At 72.3% G+C, this 16911-nt stretch carries 19 protein-coding genes; 12 read left to right on the top strand and 7 right to left on the bottom strand.

What is annotated here, in order from left to right:
* Window positions 1–72 precede the first annotated feature (72 nt).
* Genes CLT74_RS05600 through rfbB form a run of 6 tightly spaced genes read right to left on the bottom strand, consistent with a single transcriptional unit; the run spans window position 73 to window position 5367 of the window.
* Window positions 73–1101 carry a glycosyltransferase family 2 protein gene (locus CLT74_RS05600; protein WP_099845584.1) on the bottom strand — a complete coding sequence of 343 codons (1029 nt, stop codon included), beginning with the start codon at window positions 1099–1101 and terminating at the stop codon, window positions 73–75.
* Complete coding sequence (locus tag CLT74_RS05605; protein ID WP_486582023.1) at window positions 1098–2402, bottom strand: lipopolysaccharide biosynthesis protein; 1305 nt, start codon at window positions 2400–2402, stop codon at window positions 1098–1100. Before CLT74_RS05605 ends, CLT74_RS05600 begins: the two co-directional genes overlap by 4 nt.
* A complete protein-coding gene (locus tag CLT74_RS05610; protein WP_099845585.1) occupies window positions 2399–3100 on the bottom strand; it encodes a glycosyltransferase family 2 protein in 702 nt (233 codons plus the stop codon). Before CLT74_RS05610 ends, CLT74_RS05605 begins: the two co-directional genes overlap by 4 nt.
* Window positions 3093–3494, bottom strand: coding sequence for a DUF2304 domain-containing protein (locus tag CLT74_RS05615; RefSeq protein ID WP_099845586.1), 402 nt, complete (start codon window positions 3492–3494; stop codon window positions 3093–3095). The genes CLT74_RS05610 and CLT74_RS05615 overlap by 8 nt, the downstream gene beginning before the upstream one ends.
* Window positions 3491–4375 (bottom strand): dTDP-4-dehydrorhamnose reductase, encoded by an 885-nt coding sequence (rfbD, locus tag CLT74_RS05620; RefSeq protein WP_099845587.1) that lies wholly within the window; start codon window positions 4373–4375, stop codon window positions 3491–3493. The genes CLT74_RS05615 and rfbD overlap by 4 nt, the downstream gene beginning before the upstream one ends.
* The gene (gene rfbB, locus CLT74_RS05625) at window positions 4372–5367 is read right to left on the bottom strand and encodes a dTDP-glucose 4,6-dehydratase (protein WP_099845588.1); all 996 of its coding nucleotides are present in this window, start codon (window positions 5365–5367) and stop codon (window positions 4372–4374) included. The genes rfbD and rfbB overlap by 4 nt, the downstream gene beginning before the upstream one ends.
* 85 nt (window positions 5368–5452) lie before the next feature.
* Here rfbB and rfbA point away from each other — a divergent pair, with 85 nt between their 5' ends.
* The 4 genes from rfbA to CLT74_RS05645 are packed head-to-tail and all read left to right on the top strand — an operon-like array spanning window position 5453 to window position 8633.
* Window positions 5453–6364: a glucose-1-phosphate thymidylyltransferase RfbA gene (rfbA, locus tag CLT74_RS05630; RefSeq protein ID WP_099845589.1), complete on the top strand. Its 912-nt coding sequence runs from the start codon at window positions 5453–5455 to the stop codon at window positions 6362–6364.
* Window positions 6361–6978, top strand: coding sequence for a dTDP-4-dehydrorhamnose 3,5-epimerase (locus tag CLT74_RS05635; protein ID WP_099845590.1), 618 nt, complete (start codon window positions 6361–6363; stop codon window positions 6976–6978). The genes rfbA and CLT74_RS05635 overlap by 4 nt, the downstream gene beginning before the upstream one ends.
* Window positions 6979–7035: 57 nt before the next feature.
* Window positions 7036–8394, top strand: a complete 1359-nt coding sequence (gene pafA / locus CLT74_RS05640; RefSeq protein WP_099845591.1) for a Pup--protein ligase — start codon at window positions 7036–7038, stop codon at window positions 8392–8394.
* Between the two features lie 53 nt (window positions 8395–8447).
* Window positions 8448–8633 carry a hypothetical protein gene (locus tag CLT74_RS05645; protein ID WP_099845592.1) on the top strand — a complete coding sequence of 62 codons (186 nt, stop codon included), beginning with the start codon at window positions 8448–8450 and terminating at the stop codon, window positions 8631–8633.
* 49 nt (window positions 8634–8682) lie between these two features.
* Here the strand turns inward: CLT74_RS05645 and CLT74_RS05650 are convergent, their stop codons facing one another.
* Window positions 8683–9795 (bottom strand): DUF3866 family protein, encoded by a 1113-nt coding sequence (locus CLT74_RS05650; RefSeq protein ID WP_099845593.1) that lies wholly within the window; start codon window positions 9793–9795, stop codon window positions 8683–8685.
* 207 nt (window positions 9796–10002) lie between these two features.
* Here CLT74_RS05650 and CLT74_RS05655 point away from each other — a divergent pair, with 207 nt between their 5' ends.
* The 8 genes from CLT74_RS05655 (at window position 10003) to CLT74_RS05690 (ending at window position 16890) form a co-directional block, all read left to right on the top strand.
* A complete protein-coding gene (locus tag CLT74_RS05655) occupies window positions 10003–10992 on the top strand; it encodes a WYL domain-containing protein (protein ID WP_099845594.1) in 990 nt (329 codons plus the stop codon).
* Window positions 10989–12011, top strand: coding sequence for a helix-turn-helix transcriptional regulator (locus tag CLT74_RS05660; protein WP_099845595.1), 1023 nt, complete (start codon window positions 10989–10991; stop codon window positions 12009–12011). Before CLT74_RS05655 ends, CLT74_RS05660 begins: the two co-directional genes overlap by 4 nt.
* Window positions 12012–12021: 10 nt before the next feature.
* Entirely contained in the window at window positions 12022–12270 is a 249-nt protein-coding gene (locus tag CLT74_RS05665) for a hypothetical protein (protein WP_099845596.1), read from the top strand.
* A gap of 249 nt (window positions 12271–12519) precedes the next feature.
* Window positions 12520–12816 carry a Sec-independent protein translocase subunit TatA gene (gene tatA, locus CLT74_RS05670; protein WP_099845597.1) on the top strand — a complete coding sequence of 99 codons (297 nt, stop codon included), beginning with the start codon at window positions 12520–12522 and terminating at the stop codon, window positions 12814–12816.
* Between the two features lie 18 nt (window positions 12817–12834).
* Window positions 12835–13785 carry a twin-arginine translocase subunit TatC gene (tatC, locus tag CLT74_RS05675; RefSeq protein WP_099845598.1) on the top strand — a complete coding sequence of 317 codons (951 nt, stop codon included), beginning with the start codon at window positions 12835–12837 and terminating at the stop codon, window positions 13783–13785.
* Between the two features lie 341 nt (window positions 13786–14126).
* Complete coding sequence (locus CLT74_RS05680; RefSeq protein WP_143697080.1) at window positions 14127–15389, top strand: hypothetical protein; 1263 nt, start codon at window positions 14127–14129, stop codon at window positions 15387–15389.
* Window positions 15390–15583: 194 nt separating this feature from the next.
* Window positions 15584–16189, top strand: a complete 606-nt coding sequence (locus CLT74_RS05685; RefSeq protein ID WP_486582025.1) for a response regulator transcription factor — start codon at window positions 15584–15586, stop codon at window positions 16187–16189.
* A gap of 122 nt (window positions 16190–16311) precedes the next feature.
* The gene (locus CLT74_RS05690) at window positions 16312–16890 is read left to right on the top strand and encodes a response regulator transcription factor (RefSeq protein WP_099845601.1); all 579 of its coding nucleotides are present in this window, start codon (window positions 16312–16314) and stop codon (window positions 16888–16890) included.
* Window positions 16891–16911 lie beyond the last annotated feature (21 nt).

Genomic DNA, 16911 nt, shown 5'->3' on the forward strand with positions numbered 1-16911 from the left:
GGCATCGGACCGGGCTGTGCGGCGCCCGAGCGGTTTCGACAGGCCGGGCGCCGCTTCGTTCTCGGGGCAGGGTCAGCGGCGGGCGAGCAGTGGCCGCGCGAGTGCCCACCAGGCAGCGGCGACCGCGTTGAAGACGCCCATTCCGGGTGGTGCGGCCACGTTCGACGGGGCGACCCGGGCGGTCATCAGGTCGGCCAGGGTGCCGTCGCCGACTGTGCGTTCGGCCTGGAGGCGTCGTCGACGGGCGCGGAGCCAGCCCCGGTGCCGCCACAGCCAGGCCCAGCCACGGGTCTTCTGACGTCCCCAGCCACCGGCCAGCGCGGCGGCGAGCATGGCGGCCTCCGTGAGCAGCAGCATCGGGGCCAGCAGCGCCAGCGTCCGGCCCTGGTACGCGGTGAGCAGGGTGATCAGGCGGTTGCGTTCGACCAGGTAGAGCTTGAGGTCGTTGCGGGAGAACTCGTAGTGGTGCAGGACCACGGCGTCGGGCACGTACTCCAGGCGGAGGCCACGCTGCCACAGCCGCAGGCTGAGTTCGGTGTCCTCGTGGTAGGCGAAGTACTCGTCGGGGAAGCCGTCGAGTTCCGCCCAGCGGTGGCGGCTGATGACGAAGCAGCAGCCGCTCAGCGACGGCACCACGGTGCGTCGGGCGTGGGCGCTGGCCGGCTCGCCGTTGCCGCCGGCCCAGGAGAGGCCGGTGAAGTGCAACGGGTTGCCCGAGGTGTTGATCAGCTCGGGGTCGTGGGCGAGTCGGATGGACGCCATCGCGGCGCCGACGCCCGGCTCGGCGGCCACCGCGACGACCTTGGCGAGGGCGTCGGGAGCCACGATGGCGTCGGAGTTGACGAAGGCCAGCCAGTCGCCGGTGGCCTCGGCGGCGCCGAGGTTGCAGCCGCCGGAGTAGCCGGTGTTCGCTTCCGGCCGAATGACCCGTACGCCCGGCAGCCCCTTCGCCACGTCGATGCCGTCGCCGGTGCAGCCGTTGTCGACCACCACCAGTTCGACGTCGACACCGGTGCTGGCCAGTACGGCCCGGGCGGCGTCGACAAGCCAGGGCTCGGCACCGTAGGCGAGCATCACGGCGGTGACGCGGGGCGGTCTCATGGAGCTCCTCCACTTGTGGTGGCGGGTATCGGGGCGGCGGCCGGTGCGGCGGGCGGAGGCGTCCGGTGGCGGCGCAGCAGTGCGAGCATGACGGCTGCGGCCACCACCGACCCGACGGTGTAGCCGAGTTCGACGCGCAGCGCGACCGGCAGTGGGGGCAGGGTCGCGGCGGCCAGCGCGGCGACGCCGACGGTCCAGGCCATGGCCTGGGCGCGGTGCCGGTCGCGGGCCAGCAGCGCCTGACCGAGCACCATCGCCCACAGGTACGCCAGCGTGGCCACCGAGAGCCAGGCGAAGTCGCCGTGGCCGAGCACGTCGGGGGTGTCGAAGAGGGCCCGCACGAGCCACGGGCCGAGCAGCGCGGCGAGGATGCCGCCGAGGGCCCCGAGGGCGGTGACGACGGCCAGGGCTCGGCGTAGCAGGGCGCGGAAGGCTGGCTCGTCGCCGGTGGCGGCGGCGGTGGAGAGGCCGGGCAGCAGCGCGGCCTGCATCGAGCCGAAGACGAACAGCGGGATGCGGACCAGCACCAGCGCGGAGAGCAGCGCGCCGGCGGTGGCGACGTCGGTCGGGTCGAGCAGCCGTACGTTGATCACGCCGACGTTCACCACCACCTGGGCGAGCAGGCTGGAGATGGTGAGCAGGGCGAGTCCGCGGATCAGCGGTGGCCAGGGGACCGCCGGTCCTCGGCCGATCGTCCGGGCGACAGGTACGGCGGTCAGCGCGACGGCGGCCAGTGGTGCCACGACGAGCACCAGCGCGTAGGCCACGGGGGAGTCGACGCCGGTGACGGCGAGGGCGGCGACCAGGCCGATGCGCAGTCCGCCGTCGAGGCCGAGCTGGGTGCCGTACCAGCCGAAGCGGCGCAGGCCGGAGAGCACCCCACGGGTGGTGTGCGCGACGGCCAGTGCGGCCAGCGCGCCGCCCAGGGCGGGCACCATCGTGGGGTCGCCGTCGAAGAGCCGGTCGGTGAGGATGTCGGCGGTGCCGATGGTGAGCAGGAGGAGCAGGCCGAGCACGACGGCGGCGACGGCGGCGCCACGGGCCAGTACCGGCCCGGGCGGCAGCCCGTGGGTGTGCCGGGCCGCGACGAGGCGGGCGACCTCCTGTTCGACGGGGAAGAACACGCCGATGCCGAGGGTGAACACGACGGACCAGAGCACCGACAGCGAGGAGTAGTCGGCGGCGTCGAGGTTGTGTCCGGCCAGGGCGAGGTGGACGTAGGCGGCCAGTCCGACCACGGCCAGACCGGTGCCGACGGGGATGGTGCCGGGTGGCACGAGGCGGAGCAGGCGGCGGGTCACCGGCGGATGAGGGCGAGGGTGAGGACGGCCAGGGCCCGGCCGAGGTAGATCATCGCCTTGGCGGGGGAGTGGCTGGGGGTGCCGGCCATCCGGCGGCGCATGGCGACCGGGACCTGCTGGATCCGGTAGCCGCGGCGGGCGGCGTGCACGAGCGTCTCGACGGTGTCGCCGAGGTACTCGACCGGGTACCAGCGGGCGAACGTGCCGATCATCCGTCGGTTGGCGGCCCGGAAACCGGAGGTGGTGTCGGTGAGCGTGGCGCCGGCCAGGCCGGACAGCACCACCGACAGCATGCCCATGGCCCAGCGGCGGGGGCCGCGTACGGTGTATTCGCCCTCGCCGGCGAAGCGGGCGCCGATGACGAGGTCGTAGTCGTCGAGCAGGTCGACAAGCTTCGGCACGTACCGGGGGTCGTGCTGCCCGTCGGCGTCGACCTGCACCGCGGCGTCGTAGTCGTGGTCGTGGGCGTAGCGGTAACCGAGCCGCATGGCCCCGCCGACGCCGAGGTTGTACGGCAGTCGGGCGACGCGGGCGCCGGCGGCGGCGGCGACGGCGGCGGTGTGGTCGGTGGAGCCGTCGTCGACGACGAGTACGTCCACTCCGGGCAGTTCGCCGCGGATCTCGCCGACCACGTCGCCGATGGAGGCGGCTTCGTTGAACGCCGGAATGATGATCAGTAGTCGTTTGCCGTTAACCATCGCGGGACACCATCTCCGTCCGGTCCGGATGCCGGGCGGCCCACTCCGCCCGTTCCACCCGTTCGGCTTCGACTTCGGCACGCAGCAGGGCGAACTCCTCGGCGAGGGTGCGGGTCTCCTCCTCCAGCGCGCTTACCTCCCAGCTGAGGTGGATGCAGACCAGCAGCAGGAAGACGATGCCGAGGAAGAGGACCAGGCTGACGCCGGAGGCGACGCCGAGCAGATCCGCGACACCGTCGAGCAGCCGGGGGAACAGCGACAGCGGGATCACCACGAACAGCAGGCCGAGCCAGAGCATGCCGTACTTCTCGCGTAGTTGCCGGCGGCGCAGCAGCTCGACGATCGTGGCCAGCAGGACGAGACCGGTCAGGCCGGTGACCAGGGTGAGCTTCATACGACCTTCCACGGGGAGGGTGGAGCGGCGGGGGCGAACGCGTCGGCCAGGGTGGCGTGCCAGTCCGGCAGGGGCGGCAACCCGGCCCGGGCCCACCGGCCGTGCCTCAGCACACTGTACGTGGGCCTGCGGGCGGGTCGCACAAACCGGGCACTGGTGGTGGGCCGGATCCGTTCCGGGTCGAGCCCGTGCCGGGCGAAGACCGCGCGGGCCAGGTCGTACCAGGTGGTCTCGCCGGAGCAGGTGCCGTGGTAGATCCCGGGCGCGGCGTGTCCGGCGTGGGCGGCCTCGGCGAGCCTGACCAGGTGGCGGGCCAGGGCGTGGGACCAGGTCGGCTGGCCGCGCTGGTCGTCGACGACGTCGAGGGTGTCGCGTCGGTCGGCCAGGTCCAGCACGGTGGTGACGAAGTTGCGGCCGTGGCGGCCGTAGAGCCAGGCGGTACGCACCACGTATCCGGTGTCGGGCAACAGCCGGCTCACGGCCTGTTCCCCGACGAGCTTGCCGCGACCGTACGCGTTGAGTGGGGCGGTCGGCGCGTCCTCGGGGTAGGGGACGGTGGCGGTGCCGTCGAAGACGTAGTCGGTGGACAGGTGCAGCAGGCGGGCACCGTGGGCGGCGCACGCGGTGGCGAGGTGGACGACGGCGTCGCCGTTGACGGCGGTGGCGGCTGACTCGTGTGCCTCGGCGGCGTCGACGTCGGTCCAGGCGGCGGTGTTGACCACCACGTCGTGCCCGTCGACGGCGGCGTGCACGGCGGCGGCGTCGGTTATGTCGAGCTCGGCGCGGGTGGCGGGGGTGACCCGGTGTTCCGGTCGGGTGCCGAGCACGTCGACCAGGTCACGTCCGAGCATTCCGCCGGCTCCGGTCACCAGGAATCTCATGTGGCCGCCTTGAGCGGTTCCCACCAGGCGCGGTTGTCCCGGTACCAGCGGACGGTGTCGGCGAGACCGGTGTCGAGGGTGATGCTGGGGGCGTACCCGAGCTCATTGCTGATCTTGCTGATGTCGAGCGAGTAGCGGCGGTCGTGTCCCTTACGGTCGGCGACAGGTGTCACCCGGTCCCAGCCGGCGTCGCAGGCGTCCAGGAGCCGGGCGGTCAGTTCCTTGTTCGTCAGTTCGGTGCCGCCACCGATGTGGTAGACCTCGCCTGGGCGGCCCTTGTCCTGGACGAGGGCGATGCCCCGGCAGTGGTCGTGCACGTGCAGCCAGTCACGCACGTTGCCGCCGTCGCCGTAGAGCGGGACGGTCTGTCCGTCGAGGAGGTTTGTGACGAACAGCGGGACGACCTTCTCCGGGTACTGGTAGGGCCCGTAGTTGTTGGAGCAGCGGGTCACCACCACGTCGAGGCCGTGGGTGCGGTGGTAGGCCAGGGCGAGCAGGTCGGAGCCGGCCTTCGACGCCGAGTAGGGCGAGTTGGGCGCCAGCGGCCAGGTCTCGGTCCAGGAGCCTTCGGCGATGGAGCCGTAGACCTCGTCGGTGGAGACGTGCACGAACCTGGCGACGCGGTGCCGGAGCGCGGCGTCGAGCAGATTCTGGGTGCCGAGGACGTTGGTGGTGACGAAGGGGGCGGCACCGGCGATCGACCGGTCGACGTGGGACTCGGCGGCGAAGTGCACCACCACGTCATGCCCCGCGACGGCCTTGTCGACCACGTCGGGATGACGGATGTCGCCCTGCACGAACAGTAGTCGGGGGTCGTCGGCCACCGGTGCGAGGTTGGCCAGGTTACCGGAGTAGGTGAGTGCGTCGAGAACGGTGACCCGGGTCGGTCGGAGGGCCGGTAGGCCCGCCGCGGTGCCGCCGGGGACGCCGAGCAGCATCCGGACGTATTCCGAACCGATGAAGCCGGCGCCGCCGGTGACCAGAATCCTCACGGGTCCGGAAGTCTACGCGAAACGGCCACTTCCGCAGCGCAGGCGAGGCGCGGCCGGCCCCCCGGTTGCCGGTAGTCTCCCCCGGATGCGTGGAATCCTGCTCGCCGGTGGCACCGGTTCCCGGCTGTGGCCGATCACCCGGGCGGTGTCGAAGCAGTTGATGCCGGTGTTCGACAAGCCGATGATCTATTACCCCCTCTCCACCCTGGTGATGGCCGGGATGCAGGAGATCCTGGTGATCACCACGCCGGAGGAGCAGGGGCAGTTCCAGCGGTTGCTCGGCGACGGCGGTCAGTTCGGGCTCCGGTTGGAGTACGTCGCACAGCCCCGGCCGGAGGGCATCGCGCAGGCGTTCGTGCTCGGCGCGGATTTCATCGGTGACGAGTCGGTGGCGCTGATCCTCGGCGACAATATCTTTCACGGGGTGGGCCTCGGCCGACAGTTGGCCGAGGCAGGTGACCCGGTGGGCGGGCGGATCTTCGCCTATCCGGTGGCCAACCCGCAGGCGTACGGTGTGGTGCACTTCGATGCCGACGGTCGGGTGCTGGCGATCGAGGAGAAGCCACAGCGGCCGACGTCCCGGTACGCGGTGCCCGGCCTGTACTTCTACGACAACCGGGTGGTGGAGATCGCCCGCGGGCTCACCCCCAGCGCCCGGGGCGAGCTGGAGATCACCGCGGTGAACGAGGCGTACCGGCAACGGGGTGAGCTGTCGGTCACCGTGCTGGACCGGGGGACCGCCTGGCTGGACACCGGCACCTTCACCTCCCTGATGCAGGCCGCCGAGTTTGTCCGGGTGATCGAGGAACGGCAGGGCATGAAGATCGGCTGTGTGGAGGAGGCCGCCTGGCGGGCCGGTCTGATCGACGACGCTCAGTTGCGCGCTCTGGCCGAGCCGTTGACCAGGAGTGGCTACGGCGACTACCTGCTCGACCTGCTCGCCGGTGGGCGGCAGGAGCCGACAGGCGAGCTCGGCGGGGCGGGGGCGGCCCGGTGAAGTTGCGGCCGATGAGCGTCGAGGGCGCCTGGGAGATCACCCCGCAGCAGCACGGCGACCCGCGCGGGCTGTTCCTGGAGTGGTACCGCTTCGACCGCCTGGCCGAGGCGGTCGGGCATCCGCTGAAGCTCGCGCAGGGCAACCTGTCCGTCTCGGCCCGGAACGTGGTGCGCGGGATCCACTTCGCGGACGCGCCGCCGGGGCAGGCCAAGTACATCACCTGCGTCCGGGGGGCGGTGCTCGACGTGGTCGTGGACCTGCGGGTCGGCTCGCCGAGCTTCGGTAGGTGGGAGGGCGTGCGGCTGGACGACGTCGACCGACGCGCGGTCTACCTGGCCGAGGGGCTCGGCCACGGGTTCTGCGCGTTGACCGACGACGCCACCCTGACCTACCTCTGCTCGACCACCTACAACCCGTCGGCGGAGCACGCCGTGCATCCGCTGGACGAGGAACTGGGGATCGACTGGCCGGCCGGCGTGCCGCAACTGTCCGTCCGCGACGCCGCCGCGCCCACCCTGGCGCAGGCCCGGGCGGCGGGGCTGCTCCCGGAGTACGACGCGTGTCTGCGGTACGTCGAAACGCTGGCGGCCACGGCGGATCCCACCGACGAGTGAGGCCGGCACGTGCCCCGACAGTGACGAACAGGGCCTCCGTACGGCTAATGTCTCATCATGGAACGGCGAATCTTCGGTCTGGAGACCGAGTACGGCGTCACCTGTACCTACCGCGGACAGCGGCGGCTGTCCCCTGACGAGGTGGCCCGCTACCTCTTCCGCCGGGTCGTGTCCTGGGGCCGGTCGAGCAACGTGTTCCTGCGCAACGGCGCCCGGCTCTACCTGGATGTCGGCTCACACCCCGAGTACGCCACCCCGGAGTGCGACTCGGTGGTCGACCTGGTCGCACATGACCGGGCCGGGGAGCGGATCCTGGAAGGGCTGCTCATCGACGCGGAGAAACGGCTGCACGACGAGGGCATCGCCGGTGAGATCTACCTGTTCAAGAACAACACCGACTCGGCCGGCAACTCCTACGGCTGCCACGAGAACTACCTGGTGTCCCGGCACGGTGAGTTCGGTCGGCTGGCCGACGTCCTGATCCCGTTCCTGGTCACCCGGCAGTTGATCTGCGGTGCCGGCAAGGTGTTGCAGACGCCGCGCGGCGCGGTCTACTGCCTGTCCCAGCGGGCCGAGCACATCTGGGAGGGCGTCTCCTCGGCCACCACCCGCAGTCGACCGATCATCAACACCCGGGACGAGCCGCACGCCGACGCGGAACGGTACCGCCGCCTGCACGTCATCGTCGGCGACTCCAACATGAACGAGGTCACCACCCTGCTGAAGGTCGGCACCGCCGACCTCGTGCTGCGGATGATCGAGGGTGGCGTGGTGATGCGCGACCTCACCCTGGAGAACCCGATCCGGGCGATCCGGGAGGTGTCACACGACATCACCGGCCGGCGGAAGGTGCGGCTGGCCTCGGGCAAGGAGGTGAGCGCCCTGGAGATCCAGCAGGAGTACCTCGCCAAGGCGACCGAGTTCGTCGAGCGCCGGGGCGGCGACCAGACCGCCAAGCGGGTGGTCGAACTGTGGGGCCGGGTACTGCGGGCGGTGGAGACCGGCGACCTGGAACCGGTCTCCCGGGAGATCGACTGGGTGACCAAGCTGCGCCTGATCGAGCGTTACCAGCGCAAGCACGACCTGCCGCTGTCCCATCCCCGGGTGGCGCAGATGGATCTGGCGTACCACGACCTGCGCCGGGGCCGCGGGCTCTACGCGCTGCTGGAGCGGCGCGGCGACGTGGACCGGGTGGCCACCGATCCGGAGATCTTCGAGGCGAAGGAGACGCCGCCGCAGACCACCCGGGCCCGGCTGCGCGGCGAGTTCATCCGGCACGCCCAGGAGAAGCGACGGGACTTCACCGTCGACTGGGTGCACCTGAAGCTCAACGACCAGGCGCAGCGGACGGTGCTCTGCAAGGACCCGTTCCGGGCGTACGACGAGCGGGTGGAACGGCTGATCGCCAGCATGTGACGGGTCGACCGGGGCCGGTTCGACAGGCCGGCCCCGGGTAGGCTGGTCCGGTCATGAATCCTCCTGAACCTCCCACCCCGGGCGCCCAGCGGCAAGGCTGGATCGAACGCCGCCGCGACAGGGTCCGCGCCGAGATCGAACGCAACCGTCGCGGTGAGTACACCGTGCCCACCTGGGTGCTGGCCCTGGCCCTGGCGCTGATGGTGGGCGCCTGGATCGCTCTGATCATCTTCGCCTGAGCTGCCAGGAAGGCCCGTTGTCAACGCCTGCGGCAGCGCAGCGGCCCGGTCAACGCTCGGCCGACGCCGGGGGCGTCCGCGCCGCCAGGCGGGCGGCGTGCCGGCCGGCCGCGGCGGCGGCCAGGAAGTAGGCGTGGTCGGCGTCCAGTCCGCGCCCCATCGTCGACAGCGGCACCGGGCTGCCCCGGAGCGCCGCGTCCAGCCCGGTGGTGTCCACCCGCACCAGCGTGTGCCGCTCGGCGAGCGGTTGCAGCGCGGCGTCGACCTCGGCGGCCAGCGTCGGGTCCAGCTCCGCCGGCACCACCAGTTCCGCGCGGGCCAGCGCCACCCGTCCGTACGCGGTGAGGCTGTGGTGCGACACGCCCCGGTGCCGGGGTCGCGGGTCGGCGGCGGAGATCCGCAGCGAGCCGACCGGGCGTCCGCCGAGGGTGGCGACGGCGTTCACCGCCTCCCCGACGGCCACTCCGGAGAACCCCCAGCGGGTGCCGGTGCCGAGGTTGCCCGGGCCCTGCGCCACCACCGCGATGTCGGCGTGGAGCACGTGCCGGGCGGCGAGCAGCCCGCTGTGCAGCGTCGACGCCTCCAGGTCGCCACCGAACGCCTGCCCGACGCTTATCGTGCCGACAAGGTCGTCGCGCAGGCCGGCGAGGGTGCGGGAGAACCAGGCGGGCAGCGCCCCGCCGTCGGTGAGCAGGTACGCCACCCGAGCCTGGGGCGCGTCGACGCGAATTGCGGCCAGGATCGCCGGCAGCGCGGAGTGCAGGTCGGCGGTGACCACCGGCAGCCCGGCCAGGTCGTCGGCGGCGGCCAGCACCGCCCGGTGCGGTGACGCCTCCTCGTCGACGCCGAGCAGGATCGGCTGCAACGGCGTGTACCGGGCCTTGACCAGGTGCCCCGCGTCACGCGAGTCGAGAGCCTGCGGCGGATCCGGCGGTAGCCGGTCCGGCAGCGCCACCACCAGGGCGTACCCGCCGGTGCCCAGCCCCATCAGCAGCGCACCGGCGTTGAGCAGCACCCGGTCGCCCGCCTCCGGCTCACCGACAAGGGCCGGATAGGCAAGCGCCCGCATCGAGCCGCCGCCATCCACCTCGACGTCCAACTCCACCGCCCCGGCCCACCGCCGACGCAGCCCCGCCACCGTCCCCGCCCGCCACCGCACCACCCCCGCACGCTAACCCCCACCCCACCCTCACCCCCGCCCCACCCCGCCGATCTTGTTCTTTCTGTCCCTGCGTATCTCCTCAAAAGCCGCATATCGGCGACCATGGGTGCAGGATCGGCGCGAGGGGGAACGGGGTGGGGGCACGGGGTGGAGGGTGGGTGGCGTGGGGTGCCTGTGGGTGGGGTGAGGGCTGCTAGCGTCTACGGGGTGTCGCGCAGCCGCACCGAACGCCTGGTCAACCTGGTGATCTGCCTGCTGTCCACGCGGCGGTTCCTGACCGCCGCGCAGATCGCCGCGACCGTACCCGGATATGAGCATGATCCGGACGACGCCCGTGAGCACGAAGCTTTCCAACGCAAGTTCGAGCGGGACAAGGCCGAGTTGCGGGAGCTCGGCGTACCACTGGAGACCGGGACGGCGAGCGCCTTCGACGCGGAGCCCGGGTACCGGATCGCCCGCCGGGAGTACGCGCTGCCTGACATTCCCCTCCAGCCGGACGAGGCAGCCGCGGTGGGTATCGCCGCAAGACTGTGGCAGCACGCCGGCCTGGCCGCCGCCGCCTCGTCGGGGCTGGCGAAGCTGCGCGCCGCCGGCGTGGACGTGGACCCGCAGGCCACCCTGGGGCTGGAGCCGATGGTCACTGTCGACCCGGCGTTCGCGCCGCTGACCGCGGCGGCCCGCGACCGGCGGGAGGTCCGCTTCGACTACCGGGTGCCGGACCGCGACGCGCCGGCCCGACGCCGGCTGCAACCGTGGGGCGTGGTCTGCTGGCGCGGCCGGTGGTACGTGGTCGGTCACGACCTGGACCGCGACGCCACCCGCTGTTTCCGGCTGTCGCGGGTGGTGGGTCCGGTACGGGCCACCGGCGAGCCGGGCGCCTACCAGCCACCGACAGGTGTCGACCTGATCAGTCACGTGGCTCGCTGGTCCGGCCCGGTCGAGCGGCCCGGCCGGGCGACAGTGCTTGTCACTCCCGGGCGGGCGGCCGGGTTGCGGCGCTGGGCGGTGGAGGTCACCGCCGGGCCCGACGCGGACCGGCTGGTCCTGCCGTACGGCGACGCCTGCTCGCTGGCCGGTCACCTGGTCGGCTACGGGCCCGACGTGCGGGTGGTCGACCCGCCCGAGGTCCGCGAGGCCGTCATCCAGCGGCTCAAGGAGATCGCCGCCCGACACGACACCCTGGCGGTGGTCCCATGAGCGGCACGACCCGTCCGGCCGCCCGCGCGGGTTCCCGAGCCTCCGCCGACAGGCTGGCGCGGCTGCTGAATCTGGTGCCGTACCTGCTCGCCCGGCCCGGCATCGAGATCGCCGAGGCGGCCGGTGACCTGGGGGTCACCGAGCGGCAGCTACGCGAGGACCTGGAGCTGCTCTGGGTCTGCGGGCTGCCCGGTTACGGCCCGGGTGATCTGATCGACATGGCGTTCGACGGTGACCGGGTGACCATCACCTACGACGCGGGCATCGACCGGCCGCTACGGCTCACCCCGGACGAGGCGCTGGCGCTCGTGGTGGCGTTGCGGATGCTCGCCGAGACACCCGGGGTGGCCAACCGGGAAGCGGTCGAGCGGGCCCTGGCGAAGATCGAGGACGCGGGTGGTGACCTGGTCGCCGCGCCGGTGGAGGTACGCCTACCCGGCGACACCGGGCGGGTGGAGCAGCTGCGGGCCGCGGTGGAGGGTGGTCGCGCGCTGCGCATCACCTACTACACGGCCGCCCGCGACGAGACCACCGAGCGGGTCATCGACCCGCTGCGGGTGTTGATGGTCGGCGGCCGGACGTACGTGGAGGCGTGGTGCCGCCGCGCCGAGGCGGTACGGCTGTTCCGGGCCGACCGGATCGACGCCGTCACCGAGCTGGCCGAGCCCGCCGTGGTGCCGCCGCAGGCGCAACCGCAGGACCTGCGCGAGGGGGCGTTCCGACCGTCGCCCGACCTGCCGCTGATCACGCTGCGGATCGGTCGGGGGGAACGGTGGATCACCGAGTACTACCCATGTGAGCGGGTCGAGTCCGACGGTGAACGGTGGGTGGTGTCGTTGCGCGTCAGCGACCTCGGCTGGGCCCGGCGGTTCGTGCTCGGTCTCGGCCCGGACGTCGAGGTCGTCGCGCCGGCCGAGCTGGCCGGGCAGGTCCACGAGTCGGCGGTCGCGGCCCTGGAGGCGTACGCGCAGCCGGTGCCGGCCGGCGCGGACCCGGCGACGGCCGGCGACAGGCAGTAGGCTGGCCCCCGTGCTGAAGTGGATCGTGCTCGCGCTGGTGCTGGTGCCCCTGGTTCTGCTCGCGCTGGCGGTCCGACCCGTGCTGGCGCGACTGCCCCGGCTGCGCCGAGCGGCGCTGGCGTTGCAGCGGCGTGCCGACGAGGCGACGGCGCTGCGCGAGGCGGCGGAGAGCCTCCAGCAGCGGGCGGAGGGGCTGCAGAGCCGGCTGGAGACGACCCAGCAGCGGCTCACCCTGATCAGATCCCGCCGAGGCGACTGAGCCGCGTCGCCGACCGGCTGAGCAACTCCGCGCGGTGCGCGATCCTGCCCGTACGGTGCGTTCTGCTGCACGCGGCGGGCCGACTTCGCGCAGAATGATCCAGCCACCTGGTTGACGGGACACGCGCGGTTGGCCGAGACTTCACCCGCCGGGACGAACCACCACCGCCCCGGCGGGTGGCAACGGCCGTCGTCGCACGTACGATGGGCTGCGGAACACCCCCGTTGGCACAAGCGACTGGAGCTTCACATGGGTGCCCTCAAGCCGTGGCACATCGCCGTACTCGTGGTCGTGCTGATTCTGCTCTTCGGCGCGAAGCGGCTCCCCGACGCCGCACGGTCCCTCGGTCGCTCGCTGCGCATCATCAAGGCCGAGACGAAGAGCCTGGCCGACGACGACCGTGACCTCGCCGGCAAGGCCGACGCGCAGGCCGGCTACCAGCAGTACCCGCCGCAGCAGTCGGCACCGCCGCCGCAGCAGCCGCCCTACCAGGGCACGGTGCAGCAGCCGGTCGTCGACCCGGTGCAGCGCGTCCGCGAGAACTGATCCCCGGGTCCGGTAACCGTGGCTTTCGGACTCCGCAAGCGCGGACCGAGCAACTTCGAGCGGGCCGCCGACGGCTCGATGACCCTCATCGAGCACGTCCGCGAGTTGCGTAACCGCCTGTTCAAGGCGTCGCTGGCCATTCTGGTCGGCTTCGGCGTCGGCATCTGGCTGGCCGGGCCGGTGCGCGAGCTGCTGTCCCAGCCGTACTGCCAGTTGCCCGGCAGTAAACTCGCCGACGGCCGATGCAACTTCGTCCAGCTCGGTCCGGCGGACCTCTTCCTGCTCAACCTGAAGATCGGTCTCTGGGTCGGTCTGATCCTCGCCGCGCCGGTCTGGCTCTACCAGCTCTGGGCCTTCATCGCACCGGGCCTGCACCGGCACGAGCGTCGGTACGCGTACATCTTCACCGCCCTCGCGGCACCGTTGTTCGCGGCCGGTGCGGTGTTGGCCTACTTCGTGGCGTCGAAGGGCCTGGAGTTCCTCCTGCAGGTCTCCGGCGACGACATCAACACCACCCTCGACATCACCCGCTACATATCGTTCATCACCAACCTGATTCTGATGTTCGGGGTGGCGTTCGAGTTTCCGTTGATCGTGCTGATGCTCAACTTCGTCGGCATCGCCAGTGCGAAGCGGCTGCTCGGCTGGTGGCGGGTCGCGGTCTTCGCCTTCTTCGCCTTCGCGGCGGTGGTCACCCCCACGCCGGATCCGTTCGGCATGACCGCGCTGGCGTTGTGCCTGTGTGCGCTCTACTTCGCCGCGGTGGGCGTCGCCTTCCTCAACGACAAGCGGCGCGGGCGCGGCAAGGAGGTCTACGCCGGGATCGCCGACGACGAGGTCTCTCCGTTGGAGTTCGACCGCGAGCCGGTCGAGGCGGGGCAGCGGGTTGACGTGAGCGCGCCGATCGATGCTCCCGCACCTGTCGACGCGCCGGCTCCGATCGACCGCCGCTACGACGACATAACCTGACGCGGCACCACCACGCCGACCAGCGCGACGAGCCTTCCAGCGATGGAAGGCTCGTCGCTTTTCGTGGACGCGTTCGCGAGTGGGGAGCCACCGTACGACCGAACCGATAGCCGTCGGTAGAGCTGCCGTCAGCAGGACAGTCGGCAATCCGTCAACGGGTTCTGCACGCTCTGCGACGGGGTAAGCGACTGAATACGATGTGTCGACGTGTTTGGCGAGAGAGGGGCTCCGTGCGCCGTCCGATGTTCCGCCGTCCATCCGCCGCCGGGCGGGGGCCCGACGCATCGGCCGCACGGTGGGGTGCCACCCTCGCCCGCTGCGCGCTCCTGGGAGCCGCCACCGTGGGCGTCGGTGTCCTCCTCGGTGCCCTGTCGAGCGACCCGGCCAGCGCGGACATCGCCGACCTGCCGGCGGCCCTGACGGACGTCGGGGACGGGCCGTCGGTGGACGTGGGCCAGCGGACCTCGGAACGCGTCCGGCGCACCGCACCCGTCGACGATCTGATCGCCGGGCTCGTCGAAGGCCCGCAGGCCCGGCGGTCCGACCAGGCTCGGCGGTCCGACCAGGCTCGGCGGTCCGACGAGGCCCGACGGTCCGACCAGGTCCGGAGCCCGCGACTCGGTTCCCCGGGTGCCGGCCGGCCGGATGACGAGCGGGGTGTGGAGCAGATCGTGTCGCGCAGCGGCCGATCGGTCCGGGACCGGCCGGCGACCCCTCGTGCCGCGCGATCGCCGTCGGCCGACGAATCGCCGGCCGACCGCGCACCGATCAACAGTGGCGCGGCAGGCCCCGGGTCTGGCCGGAGTGCCCAGGCGACGCCCACCCGACCGAGGGTGCCGGTCGTCGGCGACCGGGCGCCGGCCCCCGACCGGCAGGCTGACCTGCCACCCCTGCCACCCCTGCCACCCTTGCCGGCGGTGACCCGGGCCGCGACGGGCCCGGCACCGCTGGCCGTTGCGGACGCCGTCATCGCGCAGACGACGGCCGTCGCGCGGCCGGTGCTGACCACAGTGGTGGCGCAGACGACGGCCGTCGCGCGGCCGGTGCTGACCACAGTCGTGGCGACGGTGTCGTCGGGTGTGGATGTGGTGGTGACGCCTGTCGTCCGTGTGGCGGACCTGGTGGCTCCCGCGCTTCCTGTCGTGTCGGGCTGTCCCGGTACGGGGCCGTCCACCGTGGGGCGACCGATCCTCGGGGTGCCGACGACCGCTCCGGCTCCGAACCTCGCGGACGGGACCGGGCCAGGCCGATCCCTGGCACCGGATCCGCCGCCCGTGGCATCAGCGCCCGCCGTATCGCTGGTGGGCGTGTCGCCTGCCGCCCCCCTGACCGGGGTGGCGGCGTCCGGCTGGCACCGGCCCTCGACCGGCCCGGCAGGTGCGAGGTCCGCGTCGACGCCGGCGCAGACCGGCGTCCCGTACCGCCCCGCGAAGCCGAAGCCCGGTGGGGACGGGGTCAGGGGTGCCGACGGTGGTCCCGGACCGCTGCGCGGGCTGACCCTCGACGTGTGTCGGGTGCCGGCGACCGCCAGTTCCCGGCCTGACATCCCTGCCCCTCGTGGACATGCGAGCCGTCTCCCCGGGGTGTCCGCCCGACCTGGCTGAGCCCGCCCCTGACCCGCCCGCGCCGCCGGGAATCACCGGCTGGCCGCCCGGCGTGGTCGTACGGGTGCCCGGGGTCGTCCCAAGTCGACGTCCCACGGGCCGGGCCCAGTCCGTTCGCGTCTGGCCGACCTGCGCAGTCCCGTCCAGGGGACCGGGAGACGGCCGCGACGCGTACCTCAGATCGGAGCTACGTGGTGATCCGCGTTGTGGTTGGCGAAAGTATGGGTCTGCTGCGCAGCGCGTTGTGCGCGGCACTGGCCGGCGAGGAGGACGTCGAGGTCGTCGCCGAGGTGACGGGGCTCGGCGAGTTGCCCGGGATGGTGCGTCGCCACCTCCCGGACGTGGTGCTTGTGGATCTGGCGTCGGGCGCCCCAGAGCCGGTGAAGGTGATCACCGAGATCACCGAGACGGCACCCGCGACAGCGATCCTGGCGTTGTGCGACAGGTGGGGTCGGGGCCTGGTGGAGGAGGCCCTGACGGCCGGAGCGAAGGGGTTGATCGGCAAGGACGAGCCGCTGCACGAGCTGGTTCGGGCCGTACGGGCGCTCGCGGCGGGGGAGCGGGTCATCGACGTGGCCGCCGCCGCTACGGCGTTGCGTCCCGCCACGGGCCCGCTGACGCCTCGGGAGGTCGAGGTGCTGAGGATGGCCGCCGAGGGGCTGCCGCTCAAGGAGATCGCCCGTCGGCTTTTCCTGGCGCACGGCACGGTGCGTAACCACCTGTCGGCGATCATGCGTAAGACCGGTGCCCGCAACCGGATGGAGGCGGTGCTGCTCGCCCGCCGCGACGGCTGGATGTGACGGTGGCTGGGGCCGCCCGACGGCGGCCCCAGCCACCGGCGGCCTCGACGGGCGAAACCGGGCAGGCCGTGTTTGAATGCTGACGGTCCGTGATACAGCCGACGACGCTCGGGGAGCCCACGGTGATCCGTACCCTGCTCGCTATCGATGGCGCCCTGGTCCGTGGCGCCCTGTCCCTCGTGCTCGCTGCGGAGGACGACATCAGCGTGGTGGCGGAGGTCGCTCGCGGCGACGTGGTCAGATGGACGATCCGCAGGCGCCGTCCGGACGTGGCAGTTGTCGACCTGGACCTCGTCGAGGGGCTGCCGGTGGCCGACACCTGTCCGCTGCTGGTGCTCGCCGAGCCGCGCCGGGCCGGCAGCCTGCACACGATGCTCACCCCCTCCCGGACCGTCGGCATCCTCGGTAGCGACGTGCCGCCGCAGCGGGTGGTCGACGGGATCCGCCGGCTGTCTCGCGGGCAGCCGGTGGTCGACCCGGAACTGGTGCTGGCGGCGCTGCACCGGGACAGCCCTCTCACCCCACGTGAGGCGCAGATCCTCGACCTGACGGCGGGCGGCGCGCCGGTCGTGGAGGTGGCCGGATCGCTCGGTCTGGCCCCCGGCACCGTCCGCAACCATCTCGGTCGGATCATCCGCAAGGCGGGTGCCCGAACCAGAGTGGAGGCGGTGCAGGTGGCTCGCGACGCCGGCTGGATCTGACCGGCGGCGCACGTTCCCGCG

The sequence above is a fragment of the Verrucosispora sp. CNZ293 genome (assembly GCF_002754655.1).

What these genes read in the sequence shown, in the direction of transcription:
- CLT74_RS05600 (WP_099845584.1), bottom strand. Translation starts at nt 1,101, where the DNA reads ATGAGACCGCCCCGCGTCACCGCCGTGATGCTCGCCTACGGTGCCGAG.
- CLT74_RS05610 (WP_099845585.1), bottom strand. Translation starts at nt 3,100, where the DNA reads ATGGTTAACGGCAAACGACTACTGATCATCATTCCGGCGTTCAACGAA.
- CLT74_RS05615 (WP_099845586.1), bottom strand. Translation starts at nt 3,494, where the DNA reads ATGAAGCTCACCCTGGTCACCGGCCTGACCGGTCTCGTCCTGCTGGCC.
- rfbD (WP_099845587.1), bottom strand. Translation starts at nt 4,375, where the DNA reads ATGAGATTCCTGGTGACCGGAGCCGGCGGAATGCTCGGACGTGACCTG.
- rfbA (WP_099845589.1), top strand. Translation starts at nt 5,453, where the DNA reads ATGCGTGGAATCCTGCTCGCCGGTGGCACCGGTTCCCGGCTGTGGCCG.
- pafA (WP_099845591.1), top strand. Translation starts at nt 7,036, where the DNA reads ATGGAACGGCGAATCTTCGGTCTGGAGACCGAGTACGGCGTCACCTGT.
- CLT74_RS05645 (WP_099845592.1), top strand. Translation starts at nt 8,448, where the DNA reads ATGAATCCTCCTGAACCTCCCACCCCGGGCGCCCAGCGGCAAGGCTGG.
- CLT74_RS05660 (WP_099845595.1), top strand. Translation starts at nt 10,989, where the DNA reads ATGAGCGGCACGACCCGTCCGGCCGCCCGCGCGGGTTCCCGAGCCTCC.
- tatA (WP_099845597.1), top strand. Translation starts at nt 12,520, where the DNA reads ATGGGTGCCCTCAAGCCGTGGCACATCGCCGTACTCGTGGTCGTGCTG.